The following is a 17,069-nucleotide window of genomic DNA, read 5'->3' as shown; positions in this document are numbered from 1 at the left end:
CCCTCTCAGGTCACGCTCAGGGCGTCCTGGTTGATGGTCACGGTCGGGCCGACGAGCGTGATCTTCGCTCCCTGGCCGTTGTCGATGTGGATCCCGGAGTCGTTGATGACGATGGAGGCGCCGTTCGCGGACGAGAGGGTGATCCCGGTGACCGGGTCGTCGGAGAGCACGAGGGCCCGTCGGCCCAGCGTCGTCCGCATGACGTGGTTGGGGGCGCCGGGGAGGCCGGTGAGTGCCTGCGCCGGCAGTTCGCTCTCGTGCCCGTACCAGCAGCCGGACCAGATGGGGTCGCTGGGGTTGCCCTGCTCGAACTCCATCCACACCCCGGAGCCGACCGGGGGGACCGCGTAGTGCCCCATCCCCCGGCCGGCCACCGGGAAGCAGGGCATGGCCCAGTTGGACGGCGTCTCCCCGAGGACGTCCGTCACCAGGGCCGTGATGCGGCCTTTGCGCTCCGGATCGGTGTTGTTCACCACGGTGCCCCGGTACTTGCCGAGGTAGCGGGTGGGTTCAGTGGCCATGCGTCTGCTCCTGTGCTCCTGCTCTGCCGGGTTCGGACAACTCGGTCGGGCTCCTCGCGCCTCAAGGGCGCACGACGGGTGTGCGGGAGATCAGTCCTTCGCGGGCGAGGGTGAAGTTCTGTGTGTAGGCGCCTCGTTGGAGGTTGTGGGTGACGCTCTTGACGAAGTAGAGGCCGTCGTAGGTGATCCCCGCGCCGCGTACGCCCACGAGTTCGCGGGGGCGCAGCACATGGCCGTAGCGGACGACGTCGAGCTGCCCGGACCCCGATACCGCGTCGGCCGACTCCATGGCCTTGGCGAGGGTCTCGGCGAGGGCCGATCCGGTTTCCTTCTTGGCCGCGTCGTTGACCGTCGTCTTCTTCAGGGCGGGGGCGGGCTTGAGGGCCAGCGGGGGCCGCAGGATGCTCACTTCGGGGATGGGCAGCAGGGTGGAGATCTTGGTGGCGGGGATCTGTACCCGCGCCCGCGGTTCCTCGCGGGCGGTGCCGTCGAAGGCGAAGGTGAGCTGGTCGACGTTGGACAGGGCGTCCATGTTCACGTTGAGCGCGTGCTGGGGGACGCCGAGCCGTACCTCCGGCCCCCAGTAGGCCCGGCTCATCCCGGGAACCGGTCCCGGGTCGAGGTAGAACACATAGCCGTTGGCTTTCGCCAGTTCGCTGATGTAGGCGAGGTCGGTCCCGTTCTGCGCCTCCACGCGGTGGGTCGGCATCGACATCTGCGGGATCAGTTCGGGGACGACCAGGGGGGTGATGCCGTACTGGGCGTACCGGGTCAGCATCACGGCGACCCGCCCGGCGGGTGACATCGCCGGATAGTCCGTGCCGGTCCGGTCCTCCAGGTCCATCAGCACGGTCAGGTCCTCGCCGGTGACGGTGAGGGTGGACTGGCCGGGCTGGTTGCTGACCCCGACCTCCTGGCGGATGAGGACGCCGTCCATGAGGACGGTCGGGGTGCCCTGGACGGTGACGACGAGCACGACCCTGATCTCCGGGTCGAAGAATCCCCCCGGGAGCAGGGCGGTGTTGATCAGCCCGTTCTTCGACAGGTCGAACGCCAGCTGGAACCCGCTGCGCTGGCCGCTGGCCACGGTGACCTGGGCGGACAGCAGCGCGTCGGTGACGGGCTGCGGCACGGGTACGGGGATTTTGGGCCCCATCATCAGGGTCAGCCGGATCGGCCCGGTGGTGACCGCGGCGTCAGCCATTGGCGGCTCCGGGTACGCCCGCCGGGAGCGCGATCTTGAGCCTGCGGCCCGGCGTCCGGGTCAGCTCCCCGGGGTCGAGGACCGCGTTGGCGTCCGCGATCTGCCACCACTGCTCGGCGCTGCCGAGGTAGCGGTACGCGAGCAGGTCCGGCCGGTCGCCGACGCTGACGGTGTGCTCGGCGAGCGTACCCAACCGGGCGGGGTCGGGCAGCAGCCGCCGCCGCAGATACGGGGTCTGCCGCGTCAGCGGCCCGTCGGTCTCGGTGTGCACGGCGACGGGTATGCCGTGGTAGCGGCTGGAGCGGGGATAGGCCGAGGGCGCGGGTATCGCGTCCGGGGTGTGGCCGTTCCCGGTGTCCTGGGTCATCAGAATCCCCCCGCGTTGCCGAGCCCGAGCGCACCGCGGCTCCCGCCGGCGGCGGGCCCGACGAGTTGTTCCTTCTGCGCGAGATGCGCGAGATAGAGTTCCGCGCCGCGATGCCCGGTGGGCAGATCGTTGACGGTCAGTACGCGCAGCCCGATCCCGACCGAGGCCCGGATGGGGTTGAGTTCGACGTCGAAGGCGTCCTCGGTGATGGTGAGTTCGGTGAGCCGGACGGGAAGCACGCGGCTGCGCCCCCAGGTGAACAGGGTGAGTGGCGCCTCGATCGGTGTGATCTCCAGCGTCCCCAGGGACGCGAGGTCTTGATTGCGCCGCAGCAACCCGCTGGCGGGGTGCAGCAAGGTCTCCAGCGCGGCCAGTTGCGGCTGGATCCCCTGCGGGATGGGTAATTCCATCTGATCGGTGGCATCGATCTCGGCGGTGAACTTCCACGTCTCGGCGGCGGGCCCCTTGAGCCGCAACGCCTCGGTCCGGTCCCCGGCCCCTTCGGCGCCGGCGCCTTGGGGGGCGAGGGAGCGTTCGAGGGAGTCGGGGTTGAACTGGAGGACGATGATGCCGCGGGGGGTGCCGCGTTGGGGGTCGATGATGACGATGCCGGAGCGGATGGGTTTGGGGAGGTCGGCGTAGCGGGTCATGAATCCTCCTGATGCGGAGCACCGTCGCCCGGGGGTACGTCGTTGAGAGCGTCGCGGACCGCTGCGGCAGGCCAGGGGGCGTCGTCGGGCCACAAGGCAGCGACTGCCTCGACCGCGGCCCGGTGGGTGACCATGTGATGGGTGACCAAGGTGAAGGCGGCCTCGGCTTGGAGTGCGAACTCACCCGACCGCAACGCCCGGTCGAGAACGTCCACCGCCTGCGGCGCTTTGACGTTGTCGAATGCCTTGAGCGCGTCGACACGCTGGTCGGTCTCCCTGGACTCGTCGAAGACGATGTCAGTGAGTGCGCGGATCAATGGGTCATGAGGGGTGGCCGACCGCTCCAATGCCGTTGCCGCAGCCATGGTCGCGGCTCCCACCGCGTTGGCGGTTGTGGCATGCCGAAGGGCTGACGCGATCAGCTCCGAGTCCTCCGGGGCGGCCAGGTTGAGCAGGGCGAGCAGGGCACTGGCGTGATCGGCCCCGTCTTCCTCCGCCCCCGTCTCGTCGGCCGGGGCCGGCGGGCGCGCCAGAATCTCCCGAGCCCGCGCCAGGACTTCCGTGGCATACGGGGCGAAGGGGTCGTTCCCATCGTGACGGCTGGCGGAGCCCGCATGGCGGAAGTGGTCAAGGGCAATGCCCACAGCTGCCGTTCGGCCACTTCGCAGGAGAACGAGGAAGGCATCGACATCACGCTCTTCGACAAGCCTGTCACGGGCAGATTCAAGCTCTTTGTCAGGGAGTGAACACCCCCACCAGTGATACGAGTTGAATGTCATCATTTCCCTAGCTGGGATCGGAATATACGTATGCGTCTGCGGGGATCTCTCCCTTGATCAGCACCTCGCGAGTGCGGATGACATCCTGGAGAGCCTGCTTGGTCGTTTCCTTCTTGGGATGGCTCAGATTCCACATGTCCTGAGCCTTCTTGGTGGTCAAGTCGAAAATGTTCTTCGGTGAGATCTGGAGAAGGTCGATGCGCACCTTACCGAACTGGCCGCCGAGGGGAGTTACCTCTTTGCCGTCCTCATTCTTCTTACCACTCGTAATGTCCGCCTTGCTCCTTTTGGTAGTCGAGATGAACGGCGACTTCTCCTTCCCCATCACATGCCCAGGGATGTCCGGCTTGGCGTCCGGCCCCCTCGGCACCAGCGATTTTCCCTCACCTATCCGTTTTCGGTCCTCCGCGGACACATTCCTCCTGAGGTAGCGAGGAACGAAACCTCCAGCAGATTCCTTGACGTACTGGGAACCGAGATCATCCTGGTACAGCTCCTGATCCTCGTGCTTGCCTATCAACGTGTACGTCTTCGCCTTACGGAAGTCCGCAATGGCAAGGCTGACAATCTTCTGCCCTGGGCGATCGAAGTAGAGCACCGTCGAATCAGGCTCACCATCACGCTGGACGTCCTCGCCGGCCACCCAGCGAAGCCGGCCGGACACTCCCGTCTCATCCGGCTTGGGAGCCTTGCCCCGCTGACCCGATCTGGCCTCCCGGGAGCCCTTGCCGCCACTCCTTCCCCCCTGGCTCGCGTTACTTCCCTTGCCTGCTACTCCGCCCTTGTCCTTCACCTTCTTGGCCGCGGCTTCGCAGAGGCTCATGACTTCCGAAAGCTTCGTGACCTTGCGCCCCGCGAAGGCCGCCTCGATTTCCTGACGGAGCTCCGTTGTCACCTTTTCCTCCGGCCCTACGGAGAACAAGTCGAAGTGCGCTTCGGTGACGGTCGCTTCCGGATTCAGACTGGCGACCAGGTTGAAGTTCTCGCCGCCCACGGGGGCGAGACCGGTCAGCCGGTTCCAGATTCTCAGACCACGGAGTACGGCGTTGAAGATCTTTTCGAGGAGACCACGCTTGAGCAGGCTGACCAGCCTGGGCCGGATCCGCGCGACGATCAACTCCAGGCGACGCCTCTTCGCCTCGGTCGAGTTCTCGCGCTTGTCGCGCTCATCTCGCTGCCGCCTGCGCTGCTCCTGCCGCTTCCTCCACCTGTCGCGCAAGCGATCCCGCTGCCGCGTAAACGCCTCGCGAATCCTCTTCGCCCCGTTCGTCAGCGACTTCCCCAGCTTGCTGTTCTTGAGCTTCCGGCCCAGCGCCCGGGCCGCGTTGTTCACCTTCTTCAAGGCACCCTTCACCGCCGCCTTGGCGCCGTTCAGCGCACGGCCCGCCGGCGACCGGCGGGTCGGCGTGCCCCTGGCCGGGGTCGCCTTGCCCGACGGCCTGCGTTCCGGCTGAGTCGGCCGCTTCGCCGAGGTCGGCCGGGGCCGCCCCGGGCGGCGGGGGCCCTTCAGAGCCTGTGCCGCACGGCCCAGGCTCGCCTTCGCCCGGTTCACCGCCGCCCCCGCCGCCTTCCGCGGGCCCTTCGTCGCCTTCGCCAGGCCCTTCATGATTTTCTGGGCCATCGCCTTGAGCCGCCCGCCGACCCCCTTCGCGGCCAGCTTCAAGCGGCTCAGCAGGAAGTTGGTGATGAATTCCAGGAGCGCGACCACACCCGCCGCCACCGCCTGGGCGAACAGGCAGGCCGCCCCGGCACCGCTCTTGACCGCCTTGAGGAAGCCGAAGAACTTGCCGAACGCGGCGATGATCTTGCTGATCGTGCCCCAGGCCGCCATCAGGCCCTGAATGATCGTCATGATCGCCCCGGCGGCCGGCACGATCATCGAGACGACCTTCTCCACCACGATCGAGATGATGATCGCGGGCAGCGACTGGACCAGCGCCTGCCAGGCCATCCGACCGATCTGGGCCATCGAGACACAGCCCTTGACCAGGACGTTGATGATGGTCTTGCCCAGGCCGAGCACCGACTCGACCTTCTCGTTGAACCACGACTTCACCGCCGTCTTCACGGCGCCCCACAGGTGGTTCTGGATGCCCTCCTTGGCCGCCGCGCCCAGCTTCGACAGCCAACCGCCCGGGTCCGGGGCGATGTCCGCGACCAGCGCCGCGAACTGGCCCAGCATCGCGATCGCCTTCTGTGCGAAGTCGAGCGCGGCCACCACCGCGTCACGGACCATGTCGACGGCGGCCTTGAGGCCCTTCTCCAGCAGGTTCAGCAGCTTGTTCAGACCGGCGGCCAGCAGGTCGAGGAGCTTGTTGACCGCTGCCTTGAGCTTGTCGGCCCACTCGTTGACCTTGGCTATCGCCTGGTCACGCCACTGCCGGATCTTGTTGCGGAACTTCTCCCGCAGCCCGGGGAACGCCGCCAGCAGGACGTCGCCGATGGCGATCAGCGCGTCCGCGAGTTTCTTGATCAGCTCGACCGCGAACTTCCTGGCCTGTTCGATCGCCCAGTTGGCGAACTCCCGGAACTTGTCGATGATCCCGTTGACGATCTTGCGGAAGAAGTCGAAGATCCCGGTGATCACACTCAGCAGCGCGTCGAACGCCGCCTTCACCTTGGACTTGACCCAGCCCCACCAGCCGGAGGATTCCTCCTTCTTGCGTTCCTTCTCCTTGCGGGCCTTCTCCTCCGCCTCCTTGCGGTTGTCCTGGATTTTCTGGTTGTCCTCGTCCTGGCGCTTGCCGACGTCCTTGTCCGTGTCGGTGCGCTTGGTATCGATCTCCTTGTTCTTCTCGCCGTGTTCCTTCGCCGCGTCGGTGTCGGCCCGGCCGATCTCCTCGTCCTGCTCCGTCCGCCACCGCGTGCGCTCGGCCCGCACCTGCTCGGCGGCCTGGCCGCGTTCGCCCGTCTGGGCTTCGGCGTTCTCAACGACGGCCTGGTCCTGGGCCTCCTGGCTCGCGCGCCGCTGCTCGGCCTCGGCCTGCTGCTGCCGGGACTGCTCCTGCCCCATACGGCCCTGGCCCTGGCCGACCGCGGCCTGGATCTGCGGGCCCCGCTCCTGCTGGGCGACGGCGGCCACACCCGGCTTGGTGCCGGCGGCCGCGCCGGCCCGGCGGCGGCCGCCGGTACCGCCGGCGCTCCCGGGCACCTCGGCCCGGAGCGTCTCCCCGGGCACGTCGGGGTAGATCTGGTCCTCCCCCATCGGCTTGGCCGCGTCCTCGCGGCCGACGCCGAGGATCTTCGCCGAGGAGGCCTTGAGGTTCTCGGCCTGCTTGTCGGTGCGTTGGGGGTCGCTCTCCCCGCTCAGCTGCACCTTCGGTGCCTTGACCGTGCGGTTCAGGGAGTCGTCGGTGACGGGAACCTCCCTCACCGCGCCTTGCATGTTCTGGACGTCCTGGGCACTCACCTGGTTCGCCGGATCGTCCGAGACCGCCGGCCGGGGCACGTCGGCCGTCGGGTTCGGCCCCCCGGCCTTCTCGCCCTCGGCCTTCTTCTGCTCCTTGCCGCCCTCCGCGCCCTCCCGCTCGACATGCTCGGTGACCTGTTGGGCGGGGGCCGCCTCCTCCGGCGCACCGGAGAGCGTGCGCGGGGCGCCCGAAGGGCGTTGCGCGGCAGGGGCGTCGGCCTCCAGAGCGGCGTGCCGCTCGCCGACCGAGCGGTCGACGGCCCCGTCGACGCCGTCGAGCGTGGCCTCCATCCGGTCGGGCGGCAGGGTGCCGGCCGTGGCGAGGGCGCTCGGCGGGTCCTGGCCGGAGACGTCGGGAGGTGCCGGTTTCTCCGCCTCCTTCTCCGTGCCGCCACCGCCGCCCCCACCGCCTCCGCAGCCGCCCTCGCCCCCGCCGGCCTCCTCGGTGGTGGGCTGCGGGGCACCGGCACAAGCGCCGCCGCCCTCCTCCATGGAGGCGTCCGGCCCGGGCGGGGCGCCGGGAGCGCCCAGAGCGCCGGGCGCCTCGGTCTGCTCGGCGGCCGGGCCCATGGCGCCGAGGCCGGGTCCGGCTTCCTCGGTCTCGCCCATGGCGCCCGGGGCTCCGGCGGGACCCGAAGGACCCGGTCCTCCCGGCTCCGGCCGGGCCCGCTCGGAGCGGCCACGCCCGCCCGCCGGTGCGGCCACGGCGGCGGACGGTTCGGGGTCCCGCCGCCCGGGGCCGTCCCCGGAGGATGCCTCGGGCGCCGCCTCCTCGTCCGCCTCCGGGCCCGGCCGGCCCGCCTCGGGCCTGCCCGCCTCCGGGTCCGGCCCGACCTCCTGCTCGACCGGCTTGTCCGGCTGGAGGTCCCGCGCCGTACGGCTCTCCGCCTCCCGGTCGGCCTCACGGGCCGAGGCGTCGGTCTCACGCCGGGCCGAGACGTCGGCCTCGGGCGCCGGTGCGGGCCGGCCGGACCCGGCCTGCCGAGGAGCGGACGGTTCGGGGGCCTCCTCGGTTTCCTCCTCCGCCTCGTTCTCCCGGGCCTGCTGGATCTCGTCGGCCTTGGTGCCCGGCGGCTCGGGGAACGAGGGGGCTTCCTGCTCCGCCGGCCCACCGGCGGAGACGTCGAGCCGGTCGGCGGTCGGCACGGACGAGACATCGAGATCGGTGCTCGGGACGAAGTCCTCCGGACGCAGCTCCGGGCCGACCGGCTCGACGGCCTCCGGCTCCTCGTCCTTCGGCGTCTCGACTTCCTTCGCGGCCTCCGCCCCCACGCCCAGCGGCTCGTCCTCCGCCTTGCCCTTCTCGTCGTCGAGCAGACCGTGCCGGGCGAGGGGGCTGTCCTTGGCCTCGGCGAGCCTGTCCACCTGCTCGGGACGGGCCGGGCCCGGCTGATTGTCCTGACGACGGTCGACCGCCCGGGGCCGGGAACCCTCGGCAGGGCGCTGCTGCCCGGCCACTCGCTGCCGCTCGGGCGCACCGGGGGCCTGCGCGGCGGCCGCTGCCTGGGGTGGTTCGCCACCCACCACAGCCCCGGCGGCGGCGACAGTGGCCTCTTCCCGGTGCCCGGTTCCGGCCGGGGCCGCCTCCCCGGGCCCGGGCCCTGGCTTCTCGTCCTTGGCGGGCGGTTCCTCCTTCGCCTCCTCCTCGGATTTCTCGTCCTCGTCTTCGTCCTTGCCCTTGTCTTTTTCCTTGCCCTTGTCCTTCTGCTCCTCTTCGTCCTTCTCCCCCGCCGGTTCCTTCGGCGGTTCCTTCGACGGGGGCTCCGGCTCCTCGGCCGGTTCCTCGGCCGGTTCCTCGGCCGGTTCCCGCGCCGGCTCCGTCACCGGGCCCGGGATCCCACCCGCGTCCGTCTCCGCCGGGCCGCGTTCGCTCCGTTCCACCAGCTCCAGCAGCCGCTCGTGGTCCGACGACGCCAGACGAAGCGCGAGCCTCTCCAGCACCGAAGCCTTCAACTCGGGTGCGAAACGCGCCAGTTGCTGCCGTACGCGCCCGGACGCGTCCGTCGGGTCGCCGCGCAGCGAGCGGAGAATGCCCGCGGTGAGGCGGTCCACCAGCGTCGCCGGGTCCAGCAGCTCGGTGCGGAACTGATCGGCGCGCACCCGTGCGTACCGCAGCCAGCCCGGGGTGGCGCTCGGTGACACCTCGGGGCGCGGGTGGTCCGCACGGGCACCGTCCTCGGCCTGCCGTTCCACCGCGTCCTGCGGCTTGCTGACCGCGCCCAGGTCGCGGCCCGCCCGTAACGCGCCCAGGGCGTACGGTGCCTGGACGGTGTGCAGTAGTTCATGGGCGACCAGCCGCCGGCCGTCCTCCGTCCCGGGGTGGAATGTGCCTTCGGCGAAGAAGACGTCCTCGCCCACGGTGACGGCGTCCGCGCCCAGCAGATCGGTGAGCAGTGCCGCGTCCCGGTCGGTGTGCACCCGGACGCGGCTGAAGTCGTGCCCGAGCCGCTCCTCCAGCTCGCGGCGCACTCCGGGGTCGAGCGGCTGGCCGGCCCCGGTGATGATCTCCTTGGGCTCGGGGGTCCGGGACTTGGGCGCGCGGGCCTTGGGCTTGCGCCGGTGCGCGGCGGCCTCGTTCGTCTGCTGGTGTCCGGCGGACACCTGGGCCCGGCTCATGCGCCCCGCCCCCGGATGTCCGTACCGCGCGCGGTCGTGTCTCCCCCGCCCGTCAGACCGGTGTGCACCGCGCGGGCCAGGGCCGCGCCCAGTCGGTGCGGGGAGGAGGTGGCCGGCAGCGGTGGCAGACCGTGGACGAGGTCCAGGCGGATGCCGCCGTCGTCGGCGATCGGGACACCGTGGTCCCGCACCAGCCGGTGGAGTTCGCGTCGGAAGGCGTCGGCGACGCGTTCATGGTCGATGTGCGCGAAGCCGCGCAGGGCCAGTTCGCCGATCTCGACATGAACGCGCCCCGGACGGTCGCGCCCCGGATCCGTCACTCCCATCCGCGCACCTCCGATGGGGTCAGCGAGCGCTCCAGCTTCGCGTATTCGGTTCGCGCGGCGGCCAGCATGTGCCGCATCCGCAGGGGGCCGCCCTCGTCGGCGGCAAGGAACGCGGCCGACAGCGCGATGTTCCTGATGGATCCGCCCGCGACGGTGAGCTGGGCCAGCCGCTCGGGGTCCAGTGCCTCGCTCGGTGTCTGCCGGGGGATGACACGGCGCCAGATCTCGGCCCGCTCCGGCACCCCGGGGAAGGGGAAGTCGACGATGAAGCGGATCCGGCGCATGAACGCCTGGTCGAGGGCTTGTTTCATGTTGGTGGTCAGGATGGCGAGCCCGCGGTACGCCTCCATGCGCATCAGCAGGTAGCTGACTTCGAGGTTGGCGTAGCGGTCGTGGCTGTCCTTGACCTCGCTGCGTTTGCCGAACAGCGCGTCGGCCTCGTCGAAGAGCAGCAGGGCGCCGCCGCGTTCGGCGGCGTCGAAGACCCTCCGCAGATTCTTCTCGGTCTCGCCGATGTACTTGCTGACGATCTGGGAGAGGTCGATGACGAACAGGTCGACGCCCAGTTCGCCCGCGACGACCTCGGCGGCGAGTGTCTTGCCCGTTCCCGAGCCGCCGGCGAACAGGGCGGTCACCCCGAGGCCGCGCCGCAGCACCGCCTCGAATCCCCACTCCTGGTAGACGGTGGCGCGTCGGCGCACATGGGCCACGGCTTCGCGGAGCGCGTCGCGCTGACGGTCGGCGAGGACGAGGTCCTCCCACCCGGCGCGGGGTTCGATCCGGCGGCCGAGTTCGTCGAGGGACATCCGGGCCTCGGCCAGGCCCGCTCGCCACGCCAGCCGCTTGGCATCACCTTCGGGGGCGTGGCGCACCGCCGCTCCCGCCGAGCGGATGACGTGCGCGGGCAGGGAGAACTGGGCGACGAGGTCCCGCACGTCCTGTTCCCGGATGCCCGGGAGCCCGTCGAGTGCCCCGGTCCACAGCCGTAGTTGCTCGTCGGGGGTGAGGGGCGGGACGGTGACGCGTGGACGGCGGGCCGTGCCGCCCGGCCGGGGTTCGTCGCTGGAGAGGATCACGGGTACGGGCAGTGCGGCGAGGAAGGTCTCGGTCGCGTCGCGGTGGGTGCCCGCCCGGTCGCCGTCTTCGACCAGGAGGGCGGCCGGCAGGAGGATGGCTTCGCGCTGCCAGAGCCGGGCGAGCCGGTCGCGGTCGGCGGGCTCGGTGGGCAGGTCGTCCGCGAGGACGGTGTACAGGGCGAGGCCGGCCCGGTCGGCGGCGGTGGCGGCGATGTCCCAGCGGGTGGCGCGGTCCGCGCCGACGAGTTCGGTGTGCGGCGGCCCGTCGGATCCGGGGCCCGACCAGGCTCGGGCGATGTGCTCGGCGGTGTCCTGGTGGCCGGGGGGCGGTTCCTCCCGGCCGGGGGCCCGCAGCCCGAGCAGTCCGTGCAGGCGGGCGTCCAGGTAGGGCACGCCGACCAGGAAGTGCAGGATGCGCTCGTCCAGGCGGAGGCGGGAGGTGGTCGGGGACGTTTCGTCGTCGAGTTCGACCAGCCGCCAGCGGCGTAACGGCCCGATGGGGGTCAGCGCGCTCCAGTGCGGGTCGTCGAGGGCGGCCAGGGCGAGGGCGAAGGTGGGGTGGGGGCGGGCCGGGTCGCCGCAGGCGGCGGCGCAGCGGGGGCCGGTGGTCGGGTCGGTCTCGGCGGCGGCGGCCAGGACCAGTACGTCGCGTTCGAAGGGGGTGAGGCCGAGGCAGGAGACGATGACCGCCAGGGCGTCGAGGGGCGGGGCGCCGCTGGCGGGGTCGGGCGCGGAAGCGGATCCGTCCGTGTGGCGGGCGGCGGGTCCGCCGGTCGGTGCGTCCGGGGCGGGGGGTGTCACGGCGTGCGGGCGCGTGGAGGCGTGCGCGTCCAGGCGTCGCAGTACCGCCTCCACGGCGGCGGTGAGCGCCCGCTGGTGTGAGCCGTGCCGTTCGGTCATGTCCTCCCCCGGTGTGTCGGTGCTCGGCCCGGCCCCGGTCCCCCCTCTCGTCACCGTCCGGCCCCCGTCAGCGCGTCTCGCCGAGGTCGACCGCCGGGCCGTCGAACGTGCCCCCGGCGGAGAACGTGAGGGCGCTCGGCACCCCGTCGACCTGGATCCGGACCAGGTAGGCGACCGGACGGACGTGGGCGATCGCGATTTTGAGCCGTTTCGGGTCGGGCCGTTCGCCGAGCGGGAAGGGCGCGCGGAACTGGTATCCGGCGGCGCGCCGGCCCGGTGGTGGCCGCAACTCGTCGAGCAGGAGCAGCACCCGCTGGTCGGCGTGGAGGGGCATGTCGAGGCGGAGGGCGAGGACGGCCGACACTTCGTCGTCGCCGGTGCGGCCCTCGACGCCGATGGGCCCGGTGATGCCGGGGCGGCGGGCGAACGTGGCGGCGTTGGATTCGAGGCCCCAGTGCGGTGTCGCGGGAATGCCCAGGGCGACGGCGTGCAGCAGTTGCACCGAGTGGACGCCGGGCGGCAGGTCGTCCGGCACCGGGATGACGGCCTGGTCGTCCCGGACGCGGTCGGCGTCGAGCGGGAGTGTGCGTCCGCCCACCCGGGCCGAGACCCGGTCGGCGCGCAGTCCCGTGCCGCGGGCGAGCAGTTCGTGACCCGCCGGGACCGGTCCTTCGACCGGTTCGGTGCCCGGTGGTGATCCGGCGGGGCGGGACAGCAGCCGGTCGATGAGGGGCTGCCGGGTCGGGATGGCGCGCACGGTACGGCGCAGGACCGGTTTCCCGGCTGTGGGCTCCTGTCTGCCGTCGATGAAGACGGCGGTGCCCTGGTAGGTGAGGGACAGCGCGTAGGGGGTCTGGAAGAGCATCGACCAGAGCTTCGAGGCGTCGTCCACGTCCATCTGCGAAGGCGTGAACCGCACCCGTTGGGGTGCCGCCGCGAGGTCGCTGCCCAGGAGGAACGGCGAGGTCACGGCTTCGGCTATCAGTTCCTCGGGCAGGGTGGGCAGTTCGTGCAGGGTGCGGACGACCGAGCCGAGCAGGCGTTGGGCGACCAGTTCCCGCTCGTCGCCGTAGAAGCTGATCAGGTAGTGCAGGTCGAGGGCGGCGGCGGGTCTGGTGAGCAGGGTGCCGTCGCCGGTGCGGGTCGGTGTGTCGCGGTTGCGCAGCGTCCCGTTGGGCGTGACCTGGTACAGGAAGACCGTGACGGTGGGCTGGGCCGGGGGGTGCGCGGGTGGTTTGACGGCGGCCACGTCGACGGCGAACGGGACGTCGAGGGCGACGGAGTTCGCGAGGAGCAGGCGCAGCGCTTCGGTGACGGTGGCGACGGCCAGTGAGTTGCTCACGTCGTGCTGCCCCTTCCCTCGGTGAGGTACTGGTCGAGGGGCATGGCGGGCTTGGGCCGCCCGCCGTCCCCGGCCCCGGTGTGCCGGCCCGGTGGTCCCGGGTTCCGCCGCGGCCCGGCGGTGACTTCCAGACGGCCGATGCTGATGTGGACGACCCGCTCGGGGGGCTTCTGGCGTCGGCGCCGGTCGCCGACGGCCACGGTGTCGCCGGTCCGTGGGGCCGGCTGGGGGCGGACGGCCGGGACGGCGGGTGTGCCCGGTGCCGGTGAGGTGGGCGGGATGGCGGGTGGGGCTGCCCGCCGGGTGGCTGGTCCGGGGGGCTGTCCGGTGGTGTCCGGGCGTGTGGTGCCGGGGTGCCGGTCCGGCGTCCGTCTGCCGGTCGGCGCGGTGGTGGTGGCCGGTGGCAGGGGCGGGGCGACGAGCAGGGGCCGTGCGGGAACGAGGCGTATCGCGGGGGCGGGGCGCCCGGGTTGCGGTGCGGTCGTCGCGGGGGGCCCGGGTGTGGCGGCCGGTGGGGCCGGCCGGGCCGGCGCGGGTTCGGGTGGCCGGGCCGTGTCCCGGGCGGAGCCGGGGGTGGGCGCGGGCCAGGTGGCCGGTCCGGGTGTGTCGGTTCCGGTCGCCCCGATCCGTTCGAACGGTCCTGGCAGGCGCGGTCGCAGCCTCGCCGCGGCGGTCGGCGCGCGGCCGGGCACGTGGCGCGCCAGCAGGCGGTCGAAGAAGTCAGGCATCCGCACACAGCTCCAGGTAGTAGCGGCGCCGCAGCGGGCTGAGCGTCAGGATCTCCGGTTCGCTCCAGCCGTACGCGGTGGCGAGCAGATGGACGTCCAGGAGGAGGTCGCGGGCCCAGGCGTCCAGCTCGGCCCACAGGTAGGAGGCGATGTCGAGTTCGGCGCGGGTCGTCTTCCCGCACGCCGGGCAGGTGACGTTGAGCGTCACGTCGGCGAACGGGTCGCGCTCCGCACAGGCCTCGGCGACGCGCCGCTGCACGGGGCCGGGCAGGGGCCGGTCCGTGGCGTCCCGCCCGCCGTGTTCGGCCCGGATGACGCACCGGGCCAGCAGCGCCGCTCTGGCTTGGCCGTCGGGTACGGCCCCGACCGCGGCGAGGTCGGCGGGGGTGGGCAGTGCGCACTCGACCGTCCATTCCCCCACTTCGACGCGGACCGGCCGGTCCGGTACGTCGCGGTCGGCGCTCGGACCGCACGCGTCGAACGCGAACTCCATCTCCTCTCCGCACTCGGCGCAGTCGGTGCGCACCTCCAGCGGCTCCCCGAACAACGCCCGCCGGACGGCGAACAGTTCGGCGTCGCGCTGCCCCACCGGCACCGAGAGCAGTTCCTGGGCCTCGGCGGCCGGGCGGGCGAGTCGGTGCAGGAGCAGGGCGCGCCCGCCGTCGTCGGACGCGAGTCCCGCCTCCCACGCGGCGAGCAGCGCCCCGGCCTCCAGGTGTTCCATCCGTGGCCGGTCTTATGCCGGCTGCTGGTACGAGGGCTCTTCGGGTTCGGGGACCTCGTAGTCCCGCTCCCAGCCCTCGCATTCGAGCTTGAGGCTCTGGATGGCGACCGCGTTGGCGTTGGCGTCCAGTTCACCGACGATCTGGTACTCGCTGATCCAGGCGCGGTAGAGCTTGTGGGAGACCGCGACCTGACCCGCCTCGTTGAGCACCTGGATGACGATGTCCTTGCGGAAGTCGGCCAGTGACACCTCGGATCCGCGGCCCGCGCCGACCATCCACACCTTGTTGGCCCAGCGGTCGAACTCGGTGTCGTGGGTGACGCCGCGCTCCAGCGTGACGGCTTCGAACTCGGTGCGCCCCGGTGACTTGCGCGGGGAGCTGGCGTCGCCTCCGTTACGGTGTTTGACGACCTCGGTGGTGCGCTTGAGTGGACTGATCTTGCTGACGCCTGCGACGACGCGCCCGTCCCAGACGACCAGGAACTTGAAGTTCTTATACGGGTCGAACCGCTGCGCGTTGACCGTGAACTCGGCCATGGAGCTCCTATACCTCGATCTGTCCGGCCATCTGCTCGATCTTGACGATCACGAACTCCGCGGGCTTGAGCGGAGCGAATCCGACCACGACGTTCACCACGCCGCGGTTGATGTCGTCCTGCGTGGTGGTGTCCTTGTCGCACTTGACGAAGTACGCCTCGCGCGCGGCCGTGCCCTGGAACGCCCCCTGCTGGAAGAGCGTGTGCAGGAACGCGCCGATGTTGAGCCGGATCTGTGACCACAGACGCTCGTCGTTGGGCTCGAAGACGACCCACTTGGTGCCGCGGTACAGGCTTTCCTCGAGCATCAGCGCCAGTCGTCTGACCGGTACGTACTTCCACTGCGAGGCGAGGACGTCCGCGCCCGCGAGGGTCCGCGCGCCCCAGATCACGGGGCCGACGACGGGGAAGGAGCGAAGGCAGTTGAGCCCGAGCGGGTTGAGCAGCCCGTTCTCCCGGTCGGTCATCGGTACGGTGAGCGCCCGCACCCCGGTGAGCCGGGCCTCGGTGCCGGCCGGTGCCTTCCACACCCCGCGCTCGCTGTCCGTGCGGGCCATGACCCCCGCGACGGCGCCCGACGGCGGGAAGGCCCGGAGCCGCCCGGTGACCAGGTCGACCATCTCCAGGTGCGGGAAGTACAAGGCCGCGTGCGGTCCGGGAACGGACTCGAACATCGACAGCCCCGCCCGTGCGGCGTCCACGCCGCGCCACGACGCGGGCGCGTCGGCCACCAGGAACATCCGCTTCTCCTGGCACAGGGCCGCGGCGGCGGACAGGACGGTCGCCGCGTCGTCGGCGTTGGTGTAGCCGGCCACCTCCGGCAGGATCAGGAGGTTGACGTCCTGGACCTCGCGCAGGGCGTTGATGCCGGTCTTCCCGGCCTCGCTGCCGATCAGGTCGGTCGGTCCCGGCGGGCTCGCGTCCTGCCCGCCGTCGAGGACGAAGGCGGGCGGCCGGGCGAAGTCCTCCAGGCCGAGCGGTCCGGCGGCGTCGCCGCTGAAACGGATCACGTCGTCCGTATCGAGGGAGCCCGCGACGACCTGGAGCCGCTGGCCGAACGCGGTGACCCGGGTGCCCGCGAAGGCCCGTTTGCCCGGGGCGTCGGGAAGGGCCCGCAGTTTGCGTTCCAGCAGCAGGGCGAGTTGCGGCACGGTTTTCGGTGGCGCGTCGCCGTCGGTCCGCGGATCGTAGATCTTGAATGTGTGCTTGACCGCTCCGATTTTCACGTCGATCGCCGCGGTCAAATCCGGAAGCCGCTCCCCGAACGGCTTGGAAACCGTTCCCACGGGGTCGGGGCGGCCGCCTCGGGCCAAAGTCACCTGGACCAGGGAAGAAGCGGAATCCACCAGGGCTTTCACATATCGGGGGTGGGCCGGATCCATGGAGATTCCGGTGAAGGATTCCCGCGCCCCGCCCGCACTGTCGAAAACGTGCAGGTTGAAGGTCTCTTTCGGCTTGGGCGTGGCGTAGTCGACCGCGACGCGCAGCCCCGAGCCCCATACCCCCGGTTCCTTGGCGGTCAGCCCCAGCGCGTCGGCGGCCGCCTCGGTCTCACTCGACGTCAGCGTCACGCCCGCGGACTTGCCGGTGCCGGCGGCGCCGACGCGCACGATGACCGCGACCGATCCGCCGTTGAGGAAGAACTGCTGGACGGCGTAGCTGACCGCGCTGTCCGAGGCGAGACCGCCGAACCGGCGCTCGTAGTCCGCGAAGCTGGTGATGGTCACCGGCCGGTCGACCGGGCCCCGGCGGGTGTGCCCGAGGAACGCGGCCACGGACGTGCTGACCGCCGTGATGGTGCGGACGCTGCTGGGAAGTTCTTCGATGTAGACGCCGGGATAGGTCGGTTGCACCGGCATTGACCCTCCATTTCCTCCGGACGCCAAGAGAT

At 71.3% G+C, this 17,069-nt stretch carries 13 protein-coding genes; all 13 read right to left on the bottom strand.

Going from position 1 to position 17,069, the window contains the following annotated elements; translation table 11 throughout:
• Positions 1 to 5 precede the first annotated feature (5 nt).
• On the bottom strand, positions 6 to 521 hold the full coding sequence (locus tag ACZ6MA_RS27385) for a phage baseplate assembly protein V (protein ID WP_469436772.1): 516 nt from the start codon (positions 519 to 521) through the stop codon (positions 6 to 8).
• 61 nt (positions 522 to 582) lie between these two features.
• Positions 583 to 1,725 carry a hypothetical protein gene (locus tag ACZ6MA_RS27380; protein WP_469436770.1) on the bottom strand — a complete coding sequence of 381 codons (1,143 nt, stop codon included), beginning with the start codon at positions 1,723 to 1,725 and terminating at the stop codon, positions 583 to 585.
• On the bottom strand, positions 1,718 to 2,092 hold the full coding sequence (locus ACZ6MA_RS27375) for a hypothetical protein (protein ID WP_469436768.1): 375 nt from the start codon (positions 2,090 to 2,092) through the stop codon (positions 1,718 to 1,720). The genes ACZ6MA_RS27380 and ACZ6MA_RS27375 overlap by 8 nt, the downstream gene beginning before the upstream one ends.
• On the bottom strand, positions 2,092 to 2,742 hold the full coding sequence (locus ACZ6MA_RS27370; RefSeq protein WP_469436766.1) for a hypothetical protein: 651 nt from the start codon (positions 2,740 to 2,742) through the stop codon (positions 2,092 to 2,094). The genes ACZ6MA_RS27375 and ACZ6MA_RS27370 overlap by 1 nt, the downstream gene beginning before the upstream one ends.
• Positions 2,739 to 3,524 (bottom strand): hypothetical protein, encoded by a 786-nt coding sequence (locus ACZ6MA_RS27365; RefSeq protein WP_469436765.1) that lies wholly within the window; start codon positions 3,522 to 3,524, stop codon positions 2,739 to 2,741. The genes ACZ6MA_RS27370 and ACZ6MA_RS27365 overlap by 4 nt, the downstream gene beginning before the upstream one ends.
• A gap of 4 nt (positions 3,525 to 3,528) precedes the next feature.
• Complete coding sequence (locus tag ACZ6MA_RS27360; protein WP_469436763.1) at positions 3,529 to 9,546, bottom strand: eCIS core domain-containing protein; 6,018 nt, start codon at positions 9,544 to 9,546, stop codon at positions 3,529 to 3,531.
• Entirely contained in the window at positions 9,543 to 9,872 is a 330-nt protein-coding gene (locus ACZ6MA_RS27355) for a hypothetical protein (protein WP_469436762.1), read from the bottom strand. The genes ACZ6MA_RS27360 and ACZ6MA_RS27355 overlap by 4 nt, the downstream gene beginning before the upstream one ends.
• Entirely contained in the window at positions 9,863 to 11,848 is a 1,986-nt protein-coding gene (locus ACZ6MA_RS27350; RefSeq protein ID WP_469436760.1) for an ATP-binding protein, read from the bottom strand. Before ACZ6MA_RS27350 ends, ACZ6MA_RS27355 begins: the two co-directional genes overlap by 10 nt.
• A 67-nt stretch (positions 11,849 to 11,915) precedes the next feature.
• Positions 11,916 to 13,190: a Pvc16 family protein gene (locus ACZ6MA_RS27345; protein WP_469436758.1), complete on the bottom strand. Its 1,275-nt coding sequence runs from the start codon at positions 13,188 to 13,190 to the stop codon at positions 11,916 to 11,918.
• Positions 13,187 to 13,918 (bottom strand): hypothetical protein, encoded by a 732-nt coding sequence (locus ACZ6MA_RS27340; protein WP_469436756.1) that lies wholly within the window; start codon positions 13,916 to 13,918, stop codon positions 13,187 to 13,189. The genes ACZ6MA_RS27345 and ACZ6MA_RS27340 overlap by 4 nt, the downstream gene beginning before the upstream one ends.
• Entirely contained in the window at positions 13,911 to 14,642 is a 732-nt protein-coding gene (locus ACZ6MA_RS27335; protein ID WP_469436754.1) for a hypothetical protein, read from the bottom strand. Before ACZ6MA_RS27335 ends, ACZ6MA_RS27340 begins: the two co-directional genes overlap by 8 nt.
• Positions 14,643 to 14,654: 12 nt before the next feature.
• Positions 14,655 to 15,179 carry a phage tail protein gene (locus tag ACZ6MA_RS27330; protein ID WP_087924793.1) on the bottom strand — a complete coding sequence of 175 codons (525 nt, stop codon included), beginning with the start codon at positions 15,177 to 15,179 and terminating at the stop codon, positions 14,655 to 14,657.
• A 7-nt stretch (positions 15,180 to 15,186) separates the two neighbouring features.
• Positions 15,187 to 17,037: a phage tail sheath C-terminal domain-containing protein gene (locus ACZ6MA_RS27325; RefSeq protein ID WP_469436752.1), complete on the bottom strand. Its 1,851-nt coding sequence runs from the start codon at positions 17,035 to 17,037 to the stop codon at positions 15,187 to 15,189.
• Positions 17,038 to 17,069 lie beyond the last annotated feature (32 nt).

The organism is Streptomyces sp. NPDC042259 (genome assembly GCF_055582085.1).
The sequence above is the reverse complement of the archived record's forward strand: the minus strand, read 5'-3'. Positions and strand labels throughout refer to the sequence as shown.

Excerpts from the sequence above, each read along its gene's own strand:
- ACZ6MA_RS27385 (WP_469436772.1), bottom strand. The coding sequence starts at position 521 with ATGGCCACTGAACCCACCCGCTACCTCGGCAAGTACCGGGGCACCGTG.
- ACZ6MA_RS27380 (WP_469436770.1), bottom strand. The coding sequence starts at position 1,725 with ATGGCTGACGCCGCGGTCACCACCGGGCCGATCCGGCTGACCCTGATG.
- ACZ6MA_RS27375 (WP_469436768.1), bottom strand. The coding sequence starts at position 2,092 with ATGACCCAGGACACCGGGAACGGCCACACCCCGGACGCGATACCCGCG.
- ACZ6MA_RS27370 (WP_469436766.1), bottom strand. The coding sequence starts at position 2,742 with ATGACCCGCTACGCCGACCTCCCCAAACCCATCCGCTCCGGCATCGTC.
- ACZ6MA_RS27365 (WP_469436765.1), bottom strand. The coding sequence starts at position 3,524 with ATGATGACATTCAACTCGTATCACTGGTGGGGGTGTTCACTCCCTGAC.
- ACZ6MA_RS27360 (WP_469436763.1), bottom strand. The coding sequence starts at position 9,546 with ATGAGCCGGGCCCAGGTGTCCGCCGGACACCAGCAGACGAACGAGGCC.
- ACZ6MA_RS27355 (WP_469436762.1), bottom strand. The coding sequence starts at position 9,872 with ATGGGAGTGACGGATCCGGGGCGCGACCGTCCGGGGCGCGTTCATGTC.
- ACZ6MA_RS27350 (WP_469436760.1), bottom strand. The coding sequence starts at position 11,848 with ATGACCGAACGGCACGGCTCACACCAGCGGGCGCTCACCGCCGCCGTG.
- ACZ6MA_RS27340 (WP_469436756.1), bottom strand. The coding sequence starts at position 13,918 with ATGCCTGACTTCTTCGACCGCCTGCTGGCGCGCCACGTGCCCGGCCGC.
- ACZ6MA_RS27335 (WP_469436754.1), bottom strand. The coding sequence starts at position 14,642 with ATGGAACACCTGGAGGCCGGGGCGCTGCTCGCCGCGTGGGAGGCGGGA.
- ACZ6MA_RS27330 (WP_087924793.1), bottom strand. The coding sequence starts at position 15,179 with ATGGCCGAGTTCACGGTCAACGCGCAGCGGTTCGACCCGTATAAGAAC.
- ACZ6MA_RS27325 (WP_469436752.1), bottom strand. The coding sequence starts at position 17,037 with ATGCCGGTGCAACCGACCTATCCCGGCGTCTACATCGAAGAACTTCCC.